Annotated in this window: 11 protein-coding genes; 9 read left to right on the top strand and 2 right to left on the bottom strand. The window is 60.4% G+C overall.

Translation table 11 applies throughout. From position 1 onward, the window contains the following. The coding region (locus tag FW764_RS21360) for a YVTN family beta-propeller repeat protein (RefSeq protein WP_446435580.1) at window positions 1-981 on the top strand (981 nt) is incomplete at its 5' end. A gap of 85 nt (window positions 982-1066) precedes the next feature. Here FW764_RS21360 and FW764_RS21355 read toward each other — a convergent pair. After that, window positions 1067-2128, bottom strand: coding sequence for an FUSC family protein (locus FW764_RS21355; RefSeq protein ID WP_446435579.1), 1062 nt, complete (start codon window positions 2126-2128; stop codon window positions 1067-1069). 75 nt (window positions 2129-2203) lie between these two features. Next, complete coding sequence (locus tag FW764_RS21350; protein WP_446435578.1) at window positions 2204-3820, bottom strand: NADP-dependent glyceraldehyde-3-phosphate dehydrogenase; 1617 nt, start codon at window positions 3818-3820, stop codon at window positions 2204-2206. Window positions 3821-4148: 328 nt separating this feature from the next. On the opposite strand from FW764_RS21350, the gene FW764_RS21345 reads away from it, so the two are divergent. The 8 genes from FW764_RS21345 (at window position 4149) to FW764_RS21310 (ending at window position 11521) form a co-directional block, all read left to right on the top strand. Next, window positions 4149-4385, top strand: coding sequence for an ArsR family transcriptional regulator (locus tag FW764_RS21345; RefSeq protein WP_446435577.1), 237 nt, complete (start codon window positions 4149-4151; stop codon window positions 4383-4385). Between the two features lie 62 nt (window positions 4386-4447). Further along, the gene (locus FW764_RS21340; protein WP_446435576.1) at window positions 4448-5323 is read left to right on the top strand and encodes a Dyp-type peroxidase; all 876 of its coding nucleotides are present in this window, start codon (window positions 4448-4450) and stop codon (window positions 5321-5323) included. A gap of 826 nt (window positions 5324-6149) precedes the next feature. Beyond that, the gene (locus FW764_RS21335) at window positions 6150-6311 is read left to right on the top strand and encodes a hypothetical protein (protein WP_016969018.1); all 162 of its coding nucleotides are present in this window, start codon (window positions 6150-6152) and stop codon (window positions 6309-6311) included. A 100-nt stretch (window positions 6312-6411) separates the two neighbouring features. Continuing rightward, on the top strand, window positions 6412-7296 hold the full coding sequence (locus FW764_RS21330) for a SctD/MshK family protein (protein WP_446435575.1): 885 nt from the start codon (window positions 6412-6414) through the stop codon (window positions 7294-7296). A gap of 121 nt (window positions 7297-7417) precedes the next feature. Further along, the gene (locus FW764_RS21325) at window positions 7418-7774 is read left to right on the top strand and encodes a hypothetical protein (RefSeq protein ID WP_446435574.1); all 357 of its coding nucleotides are present in this window, start codon (window positions 7418-7420) and stop codon (window positions 7772-7774) included. Beyond that, on the top strand, window positions 7774-8109 hold the full coding sequence (locus FW764_RS21320; RefSeq protein ID WP_446435573.1) for a tetratricopeptide repeat protein: 336 nt from the start codon (window positions 7774-7776) through the stop codon (window positions 8107-8109). The genes FW764_RS21325 and FW764_RS21320 overlap by 1 nt, the downstream gene beginning before the upstream one ends. Next, on the top strand, window positions 8106-10244 hold the full coding sequence (gene sctV / locus FW764_RS21315; protein ID WP_446435572.1) for a type III secretion system export apparatus subunit SctV: 2139 nt from the start codon (window positions 8106-8108) through the stop codon (window positions 10242-10244). Before FW764_RS21320 ends, sctV begins: the two co-directional genes overlap by 4 nt. Beyond that, a complete protein-coding gene (locus tag FW764_RS21310; protein WP_446435571.1) occupies window positions 10241-11521 on the top strand; it encodes a type II and III secretion system protein family protein in 1281 nt (426 codons plus the stop codon). Before sctV ends, FW764_RS21310 begins: the two co-directional genes overlap by 4 nt. The last annotated feature ends 11 nt before the right edge of the window (window positions 11522-11532 follow it).

The following is an 11532-nucleotide window of genomic DNA, read 5'->3' as shown; positions in this document are numbered from 1 at the left end:
TTAAGTTACTGGGTGACGGTGGGGGGAACGACCGTGCAGTCAGAGGTTCAGGTACTGACGTTTCAAGCCCAGGGCGCTGAGATTATCGAAACGCTCAACGTGGGGCAGGGGCCACACTCTGTTTGTGTCACCAATGACGGGAAACGGGCTTTTGTAACCTGTCGGGATAGCAATTCGATTTCGGTGATTGATATCAAGACGCGTAGCGTCATCAACACCATTTTCGGAGTACCGATGGCTTTCGATTCGGTGTTGAGTCCAGATAATAAGCGTTTGTATGTCAGCAATTATGGTAGCCGCAGCTACACGGTCATCGATACCGCGACCTACCAGACGATTATGACCGTTCAGATCGCAGGCGGTGACGATGTTTCGGGGCTCGCGATTAGTGCCGATGGATTGCGCTTGTTCGTAGCGTGCACCAGAAACGCACTGGTATCTGTGCATGATACGGCAACGGGTACAAGTATTAACCGTATCACCGTGACGCGTGCCCCGGTCGCTATGGCGATCAATCGTGAGCAAACACAGGTTTTCATCTCCTCCTATTTGGAGGTGGGTATCGTTAATGCCAGCGGCCGCAGCGGCCTTGTGGGAAGAATTCCAGGCACTAATAGACCCGTACAGATGGTGTTTGGCCCGGACAGTGGCACGGCCAGCCGGGTCTATGTCACTGACGTTGATAATATCCTCGTTATTGATCCTGCTAAAAACGTCGTTATCAAGAAGATACCGGGTGTTCGTTACGCTTGGGGCGCTGCGCTCAATCCGAATGCGCGAGAGCTCTGGGTGGGGGCGGTGGGCCCTGGAGGTTCAACGGCTTACCGCGATTCGGTGTTCATTATCAATGTTGATACGGACCAAATCATCAGACGTCTCACGGGCTTCGAAAACGCTGCAAGCATTGCTTTCGTGCCCAATACCAGACTCGCGCTGATCGCCAATCAAGCATCGAATACAGTGAGTTTTATTCCGACTTGAGGTACTTGGTCACTTCAGTAAATGCATGTGACCATGCAATGGGGCAGCTCTACTTAACGGCAGGCTGCCCTTTTTTATTAACCACTCATATCTTCCAATGGCTCGACGTTTTTGCCAACCGCTGACGCATGGCATCCACATTCCCCGCCAACTGCAACGTCAATAACCGATACCCATCCAGTGCACTCTGTACCGGCGCCTCCAACCCGGCTTCATCCGAGACCTGCGCGGCAGGTCGGTCCAGTCGTTCCGTAAACCCCGATTTTAACGCCCGTGCCATTCCCACCCACTGCACTCGAATCTGTCGATGCTCGGCCTTTAGCATCACCTGCATGCGCGCCATCGCCTGTTCATCCCGTGGATCGGGCCGAGTATTGCCGAGAATCTCCAGGGTGCTGATGCACATGCGCAAGTGTCGCTGGATGGCGTCCAACTCGGTCATGGAGATGCGCACTTCCTTGGACACCGACGGCATCAACGAGCGCAGTTGCAGCATCGCTGCATTCAGGCGGTTGAGCAGCTTGAAGTGCTCATCATCGGTGACCGACTGGCCGCTGATGATCCGGCTGTAAATCTCGGCACAGTCGCGCAATGCACTGGCCAGGTTGTAGCGCCACGAGTACACCGCGTACAGCGGCAGGGCGAAGGAGAACGCCAGCGCCAACACAATGCCGATCAGGATATCCACGGTGCGCCACAAGCCATCCGAGATCGGGTTATCGCCGTGGCCGGCGACGATAAATACCGTGATCGCTGACAGCAGCGCGATGTAACCGCCCTTGCCGATGGCGTGGTAGGAAAAGAACCCGCACACCACCGACATCAACAAATAGGTCAGCAACGGCTGGCCGAAATAGGCTTGTTGCACCACCAGCAACAAGCCGACGCTGGCGCCGATCAAGGTGCCGTAGGCACGCTCCACAGCCTTTTTGCCGATATTACCGTGGTGCTGCAAACCGCCGATCACGATCAGCATGGTCACCGAGGCCCACTCGCCGTGGGGCAGGTTGATGCCGGTGGTGAGCAGGATGGTCGCCAGCAGGCCGATGGACACGCGCACGGCGTGGATCAGCTTGGCATGGCGATAGCGGCGGTAGGGGTCGAGCAAGGGGCGCAACAGCCGTCGGGCGAAGAAGGGCAGGTTCATCGGTATTAAAGTGGCCTCGTTATGCAGGGTGTACTCAATCTAAAGTGTGGGAGCGAACAAGTCCGCTCCCACACTTCAGAAAATGTAATCGGTGGTCAAGAAACTCGAATCTCGATTACGCAAAATATCGCTGACCAACGCCTTGTTGCTCTCCTGGAACTTGGTCGCCACTAACGTGCGGATCGAGAACACGCGCAGCGCGTCATGCACCGACAGCGTGCCCTCGGCCGAGTTCTTGCGCCCGTTGAACGGGAAGGTGTCCGGCCCGCGCTGGCACTGGGCGTTGATGTTAATACGCCCGACCTGGTTGGCAAACGTGTCCACCAGCCGCCCGACTTCCACGCCATTGGTGCCGAAGATGCTCAACTGCTGGCCGAAGTCCGAGTCCAGTACGTATTCGATCACGGTCTCCAGGTCACGGTACGGCACGATCGGCACAACGGGGCCGAACTGTTCCTCGTTATAAACGCGCATCTGCGGGTTCACCGGGTACAAAACGGCGGGGTAGAAGAACGAGCCGCGACTTTCGCCGCCATTGGGGTTCACCACCTTGGCGCCGTGCTGCGCGGCATCGGCCACCAACGCGTTGAGGTAATCGACCTTGCCGCCTTCCGGCAACGGCGTCAGCGATACGCCGTCTTCCCAGGGCATACCGGGTTTGAGCGTCGCCAGTGTACTGTTGAATTTCTGGATGAAACTGTCGACTACCGCTTCGTGCACAAACAGGATTTTCAGCGCGGTGCAGCGTTGGCCGTTGAACGACAGGGAACCGGTGACCGCTTCGCTCACGGCATTGTCCAAGTCGACCTCGGGCAGCACGATGCCGGGGTTTTTTGCATCCAGGCCCAAGGCTGCGCGCAAGCGGTGTGGCTTGGGGTGCAGCTTTTTCAGGTCACTGGCAGCCTTGTTGGTCCCGATAAACGCAAAGATGTCGATCTTGCCGCTGGCCATCAGCGCACTGACGGTTTCACGGCCGCTGCCGTAGATCACGTTGATTACACCGGCCGGAAAGCTGTCGCGGAACGCCTCCAGCAGCGGACGAATCAACAGCACGCCAAGCTTGGCCGGCTTGAACACCACGGTGTTGCCCATGATCAGCGCCGGAATCAGCGTGGTGAAGGTCTCGTTCAGCGGGTAGTTGTAAGGCCCCATGCACAGCGCCACGCCCAGCGGTACTCGGCGGATTTGCCCAAGCGTGTCCTGTTCCAGCTCGAAGCGGCTGCTGCGGCGGTCGAGTTCCTTGAGGGCATTGATGGTGTCGGTGATGTAGTCGCAGGTGCGGTCGAATTCTTTTTGCGAGTCCTTGAGGTTCTTGCCAATCTCCCACATCAGCAGCTTGACCACCGCACCACGCTGTTCGCGCATGCGCCGCAAGAAAGCTTCCACATGCTGGATGCGCTCGGCCACGCGCATCGTCGGCCATTCGCCTTGGCCACGGTCATAGGCACGCACGGCAGAGTCCAGGGCGGTGAGGGCGGTGTCGGCGTCCAGCAGCGGTGTACTGCCGATGTGCACGCGCTCGTCACCGATTTGCACCGGGCTGAGTACCTGGGCCAATGGGCCGTTCCACACCTGCAACTGGCCGTCGACCAGGTAATCACGCTGTTCAATGGGCGCCGCCAGGCGAAATGGCTCGGGAATATCGGCGGCGGAGGTCGGAAACAGCTGGGCGAGCAGGTTGCTGGTGGTCATGTTGCTACCCCTGGAATAGTTGCAAAACATGACTAGAGAGTCACCCATCCAAGGGCTGTGTGGCAAGCGCTAGACGCGTTACAGCAGCGTACCGGCCAGCGCCACGCCCAACGCTGCGTCAATTTGCCGCGCGGTACTGAGGGTGCCGGCGGCGATTCCCGCCTGTGCCGGGTGCACCGCACTCATCAGCGCTGCGGTTTGCCCGCTGCTGCTACAACCATTTGGCCGGGCAACTAGGCGCGGCCGTGACCCAGGCGTTGGAGAACAACAACTACCTGCGCGCCGTTGGCGATAAACACTATGAGGTGTTGCCCGAAGGGAAGCCTGGTTGCGTACTTTGGGCATCGACTCAAGCGCCTTGAAGCCCACGCGCCAATGCCTGGACTGGACCGAACGTACCCATCACGTGGCCGGGCCACTGGGCGTGCAATTGCTCAGCGCCTTGTGCGAAGCCGGTTGGCTGCGCCGCGCCAAGGATTCGCGCGCGGTACTGGTCACGCCCAAGGGCTGGGCGCAGTTCAAGGCACAATTGGGCCTTGACCCGAGCGATCTGGAAAACCCTTAGCCAGAGCGGGGGTGCGGCGTGCTTGTTGAGGTAAACTACGCGGCTTTATTGAAGGAGTTCACATGAGTCAGTACCAGCCAGGCATTCTTGCCGCACCGGTGCCGTTGCAGGCGCGCCATCTGTTTTTTGCCGTGGATACCCTGGCAGCCGTCCCCGACGCGTTGGACGCACTGGTGCAGCTGGCGGATTCGGCCGTTGTGGTAGGTTTCGGTGAGCCGCTGGTAACCGCCCTGGGTGCAACGATTGAAGGCTTGCGTGCATTCCCGGCCGTCAGCGGCCCGGGCGCGCATAACCCTTCGAGCCAACAGGCGCTGTGGGTATGGCTGCATGGCGTGGATCGCGGTGAGCTGCTGTTACGCAGCCGCGCCTTTGAAAAAGCCTTGGCCCCGGCGTTTCGCCTGGTGCAGATGACCGAGGGCTTCCGCTACAAGACCGGTTTCGATCTGACCGACTATGAAGACGGCACCGAAAACCCCCACGACGATGCAGCGGTTGAAGCCGCGATGACCGACAGTGGCGCCAGTTTTGCCGCGATCCAGCAATGGCAGCACGACCTCGACGGTTTTGCCGCATTGCCTGCGCAAGAACGCGACCACATCATCGGCCGCCGCCATGGTGATAACGAAGAGTTGGACGACGCCCCCGAGTCCGCCCACACCAAGCGCACCGCTCAGGAAAGCTTCACCCCGGAAGCCTTCGTGGTGCGCCGTTCGATGCCGTGGGCCGAGAACGGTCAGGCGGGGTTGATGTTCCTTGCGTTTGGTCATTCCTTTGATGCGTTTGAAGCCCAACTGCGGCGCATGAGTGGGTTGGAGGATGGGATTGTGGATGGGTTGTATCGCATCAGTAAGCCGTTGACGGGGGGGTATTACTGGTGCCCGCCGTTGGAGGATGGGCATCTGGACTTGAGTGCGATCAGGGTTTCGCCGCAGCTCTAAAACTGTGAGCGCGGGCTTGTTGTGGCAAGCCCGCGCACCACGAAAGCCTGCTCACCACAACAAGCCCGCTTACTCCGAGAGGCCCAACTGCCACAACGACCGGTCAGTTGTGCTGCATGCCGGTCTGCGCGAACAGCGCGGTTTCGAATGTTCTCTGCGAGCCGTCTGTGTCCGGCGTTTGAACAGGGTCACGTCTACTTGGGGTCGCAGGCATAAATGATCACCTGCAAGTTATTTCATCTCCCTAGGCCTGCGCACTAACGGTTTCGGCTATTAGAGCAACTGTACTAATTCGATGCGGACAGTTAGTTACGCGCGGGCAATAAGGCTGCTCGCGCCGCGTTATTTAACGTAATGATCAAGTGGCTTTTGTTACAGATAGAGATATCCGCGAAGTTTGGCAAAAGGCTATTAGCGAAAAATGTGAAGTGGTTGCGAAAACAGTTGCGAGGGGGAGGCGACCGATCACTCAACGACGTGTTCATTGTCCAGTAAGGTCGCAGCTGAAGCGAACAGGAGCCCGTAAACACTGGGTCTTGTCGTGTTTGGTTCTTTTGAGAAAAGTTCAATAGCCTCAACTACATGAGTTTCTCTCAACGCCAGGTTGAGCCCAACCTTTCACCCCCGGTATTTGAAACGTTTCACAAGCTTTCACAGCGAAGGCGTTTTGATCGTGAGTAGTATGGCCCCCATGCAAACCCATGACGGTTCGAAAGCTCACTGTCTGACGTTTTGGGCGTTTACCGTTGCGCATTTACCGGTTTGCATACTTTCAGTGTGCTGTAGCGCAACTGAAAAACTTCCCTATCGATGCAAGGAGATGAACATGGCTGATGTCCCACCAGTAAAAGCCGGCGGCGCCGACGACGCTATCGCGAAGATGGAAGCGACCTTCAACATGGCTATCGAGAAGTCGGCCAAGATCACTGAAATCAGCACCGCGAAAAAAGCGGAACTCGACGCCACCAAACAGCGTCCGCAGAACTGATTCGCCAAAACGGGCGGCGCCGGCGCTGCCCGTTTACCTGAATGCTTTGACCTTTTGATTGTTGACCCCGTTGCACATGCTCAAGGGGGCAAACCCACACATGACAGCCTTGATTTCCTTGGGTCCGGCCGCCGGTATTGGCGCACCGACTCTGATTGTGACTGGCGGTTTGCATCAGGGCAGTTCCTTGGTGCTCGACCGGCCGGTCTACACCCTCGGCTCGGACCTTACGGCCGACCTGGTCCTCAGCGATCCCGGCGTCGCCGGCCTGCATCTGCGCTTGCGGTTTGAGGGCGGCCAGGTGGCGGTCGAAGCGTTGGGCGGTGAAGTGTTGCTCGGTGGAAATGTGCGCATTCCCCAAGGCAGCGGCCATCGCGCGCGACTGCCGTTGCAATTGCGCATGGGTGCGGCAGGTGTGAGCTTGACGTCACCTGATGAGGTAGAAAAAACTTCGGACGCTACGCGTAGATTTACCCCCTGGATTGTCGCGACCGTTCTACTGTTTCTGTGTGCGGGGGCATTGGCGGTGCGTAACGACGTGCCGGTGACGCAGGCCGCCGTTGCGGCGGATGTTACGGCGTTGAAACCACCGTCGCGTGATCAAGCCCAAAGCTGGTTGGAGCAGCAACTGCTAGCGGCCCATCTGGATGCGGTGAAGGTCACCAATAGCAACGGCCAGCTCAGCGCTGTCGGCAGCTTCGAACAGTCGCAAAAACCACAATGGCTCGCCCTGCAACAAGCTTTCGATCAGCGTTACGGCCAACAGATTGTCCTAACCCCCCGCGTTGCTGTGCGTGCAGATGCCGCGCGCCCGCGTGTGCGCTTCCAGGCCGTGTGGTTCGGCACCCACCCCTACGTGATCAACGACAGCGGCAAACGCCTCTACCCCGGCGCGGCCCTGGCGGACAACTGGGTGCTGGAGCGCATCGAGAACAACCAAGTGATCCTCGCCCGTGGCGAAGAGCGCTTCACCTTCACCTTATGAGTCGACCTATGGGATGCACCCAATCCAACTGTGGGAGCTGGCTTGCTCGCGAAAGCTATGTGTCAGGCGGTAGAGATCTTGGGGCGGCGACCAGGCCTGCATCGCAAGCTCAGGCCCCCACATGAAAGTCGAGCCCCGCCCCCTAATCCCCAGCGACGTACGCAGCGCGCCCGTCGAAGCCGTTCGCCCGGTCAACTCACGCCAGGCCACCGCCTTCGAAGCGGTGCTCAAAACCCGCAAGCCCCAAACCCGTCGCTCCCTGCGCAGTGACCTCGAAGCACTCACCAGCGCCGCCGGCGTCGACTCGCTGTTGTTCGGCAGTGCCCGCTCCCTGGAGCTGCTGGAGCACGTGATGGAACACATCCTGCCCACCCTCGACGCGGAGCCGGAGATCAAAGAACTGGCCCATGACCTGATCCGCGAGGAGATCGAGATGCGCCGCACCCTCGAACAGCAACGCTCGGAGGTGCACGCCTGATGGCCCGCGATAACGATGACGCCGTGCAACTGCTCAAAGGCATTGGCGAGCTCTACCGGCGCAATGGCCAATCCCAGCGTGCGCTGGTGATGTTGCTGATCGCCGTCAGCGTCGCGCCCGAAGACGGCGTGTTGCTGCGCTCGCTGGTGCTGGCGTTTACCGACAGCGGCGACGCCACCCGCGCCCTTGGCGCCCTTGACCGTCTGGTCGCGTTGGAAGGCGAGTCCGCCAGCCTGTTGCTGCTGCGCGCCCGCGCGCTGTGGTACGGCGAGCGTAAGGATGACGCGCGCCAGTGCTTCAAACGCTACCTGGCCGCACGCAGGGCCAGCGCATGAGTGCACTCAACCGCCTGAACAACCTGGCGCGCATGGCGGCGCAGCGTACCGACGTGATCATCGTCGCGTTCATGCTGATGGCGATTGTGATGATGATCATCCCGCTGCCCACCTACTTGGTGGACATGCTGATCGGTCTCAACATCGCCCTGAGCATCCTGATCCTCATCGTTGCGTTCTATATCGGCCATTCCGTGGAATTCTCCGCGTTGCCGCCACTGATTCTGCTCAGTACGCTGTTTCGATTGTCCCTTTCGATCACCACCACCCGGTTAATCCTGCTGCACGGCGACGCCGGGCATATCGTCAAGGTCTTCGGGGACTTCGTGATCGCCGGCCAAGTGGTGGTCGGTATGGTGGTGTTTTTGATCATCACCGTGGCGCAGTTCGTGGTGATCACCAAAGGCGCCGAACGCGTTGCGGAAGTGGCCGCACGCTTTACCCTGGACGCGATGCCCGGTAAGCAGATGAGTATCGACAACGACCTGCGCAACGGCGATATCGACCAGGCCGAGGCACGTCGACGGCGTTCGCGCCTGGAGCGCGAAAGCCAGATGTTCGGTGCGATGGACGGCGCGATGAAGTTCGTCAAAGGCGACGCCATCGCCGGTCTGGTGATTCTCGCGGTCAACCTGCTCGGCGGTATGCTGATCGGCATGATCGAACGCGACATGCCGTTCGGCGTAGCGGTGCACACCTACTCGCTGCTCACCGTGGGTGACGGCCTGATCGCACAGATCCCGGCGCTGCTGATTTCCGTGGCGGCGGGCACCGTGGTCACGCGCGTCAACAGCGACGGTGAAGCCGGCGACCTGGGCAGCGAGATCATCAAGCAGCTGGGCGCCAGCTACCGCGCGTTGGGCCTGACCGCTTTGATCATGATCGGCGTCAGCCTGTTGCCGGGCTTCCCGACCTGGGTGTTCCTCGGTTTGTCCGCCGCCTTTGGCGGCGCGGCGTTCGTGATGTATCGCCGGCACACCCGCCTGCCCCAAGGCGAGCAGGAAGCGTTGGTCGAGACGCCGGAGCCGGTGGTCGAAGTACAGGCCGAACTGGACGATAACCTGCTGCCCGAGACCCGCGTGCTGCTGACTATTGGCAGTGGAGTTTCCCAGAGCGCGCCCCGCCAGTTGCTGCTCCAACGCGTCGAAACGCTGTGTCACGACATCCGCACCGACCTTGGTGTAGACATACCGGTGCCGGGCATCTACATGGACGTCAAGGCCACGCCGGGCAGTTTCCGCGTGTCGCTCGAAGGCGTGCCGGTGAGCGAAGGCGAGCTGCCGATCAACTGCCTGTTGCTGCAAGACGACCCGGTGCATATGCAGTTGCTCGACATTGCCACCGTGCAGGCTGACTCGCCGCTCAATGGCCGCAACGCCCACTGGATCGAGCGCCAGCACGAAGAAACCCTGCGCAACGCCGGCATTGGTTTTTTGCTGCCCGACGAAGTATTGCGCGGCGTGCTAGAACGCAGCCTGCGCCGTTATGCCGCCGACTTCCTCGGGATTCAGGAAACCCGCTTGCTGCTCGAGCGCACCGAAGCCACTTACGGCGAACTGGTCAAAGAAGCCTTGCGCCTGGTGCCGCTGCAACGGGTCGCCGAAACCCTGCGCCTGTTGGTTGGTGAAGGTGTGTCGATCCGCAACCAGCGTGCCTTGCTCGAAGCCATGGTGGAGTGGGGTGCCCGCGAGGCTGATGCCGGGTGCCTCGCCGAACATTTGCGCGCGGCGTTGGCACGGCAGATCAGCCACCAATACGCCGACCGCAATCGGGTGATCGGCGCGCTGGTGCTGGCGCCAGGTTTGGAAGATCAGTTGCGTGCGTCCCTGCGCCGCCAGGAGCCGCAGCGTGAGCTGATCCCCGAAGACGTCAGCCGCGCCTTGCTCGCGCAACTGCGCCAGGCCTGTGAAAAAAACCGCGAGGCCAACAGCGCGGTGTTGCTGGTGCATCCGCAACTGCGTCGAAGCCTGCGCCGGCTGGTGCTGCGGGGCGAGCTGGAACTGGCCGTGCTGTCGTTCCGCGAACTGGCCACCGAGTACAACCTGCAAGCGCTGGTGACCATCAGCCTCACCGATATCTCCAACCGCCGCGCGCCTGCTGCGGCTTCCGTCACCTCCCTGGCGTCTGGCTCATGATGCATTTTTGTGTGTTGTTACTCGCTTTGCTTGCGTCTGCAGCCCAGGCTCAGGAGATTGCCAATGGGGCGGGGGGCTCGATCAACCTGGCGTCCGGTGAAGGGCGCATTTTGCATTTTACTGCGCCGGTGGATTCGGTACTTGTGGCCGAGCCGAATGTGGCCGACCTGCAAGTGGTGTCGCCTGGCACGCTCTATATCTTCGGCAAGGCGCCGGGTAATACCAGTCTGATTGCCCTGGGCAACGACGGCAAACAACTGGCCAGCCTGACCTTGTCGGTCAGCAGCGGCACGGCGGCTGTGACGACGCCGATGCAGGCGTTGCATCCCGGCAATGGCGCGCAAATCACCGGCGCCGGCAACCGCCTGATCGCCAAGGGCACCGTCGGTTCGGTGGCCGAAGCAACTGACCTTAACGCACTGCTCAACCCCCAGGGCCAAGGCTTTCAGAGCGCGATCAACACCACCGAATACGCAGGCGCAGCCCAGGTGAACCTGCGCGTGCGTTTTGCCGAAGTGTCGCGCTCCGAGTTGCTGCACTACGGCGTGAACTGGAATGCAATGTTCAGCAACGGCACCTTCTCGTTCGGCCTGATCACCGGCGGTGGCCTGGCGGCTGCAACGGCGGGAGGCTTGGCGACAGCGGGCACAGGCTCCGGCAATGTGAACATCGACGGCATGCTCGACGCGCTGCAAGCCAACGGTATTTTGCAGATATTGGCCGAGCCGAATATCACCGCCATGACCGGCCAGACCGCAAGCTTTCTCGCCGGTGGCGAAGTGGCGATCCCGGTACCGGTCAACCGTGATCTGGTGGGCATCGAATACAAGTCGTTTGGCGTATCGCTGCTGTTCAACCCGACGCTGTTGCCCAACGGCCGCATCGCCCTGCAAGTACGCCCCGAAGTCAGCAGCGTGGTGAGTGGCGGCACCGTGGATTTCGGCAATTTCCATGTGCCGTCCTTCAGCGTGCGCCGGGCGGACACGCGAGTTGAAGTGGGCAGCGGGCAGACCTTTGCCATCGCCGGTCTGTTCCAGCGTCAGAGCAGCCAGGACATCGAGAAACTGCCACTGCTGGGCGACTTGCCAATCCTTGGCAACCTGTTTCGCTCCAAGCGTTTTCAGCGCAACGAGACTGAACTGGTGATCCTGATTACCCCATACCTGGTGGAGCCGGTGCGCACTCGCACGCTCGCCACGCCGCTGGACGCACAGCCGACTACCGCAGCGGCCACCGGACCGCGCAGCGGCGGGGCGTTCGGTTTCTACATGAATTGATAAAGGGGCCT

It is taken from the genome of Pseudomonas sp. 1152_12, assembly GCF_052850675.1.
The sequence above is the reverse complement of the archived record's forward strand: the minus strand, read 5'-3'. Positions and strand labels throughout refer to the sequence as shown.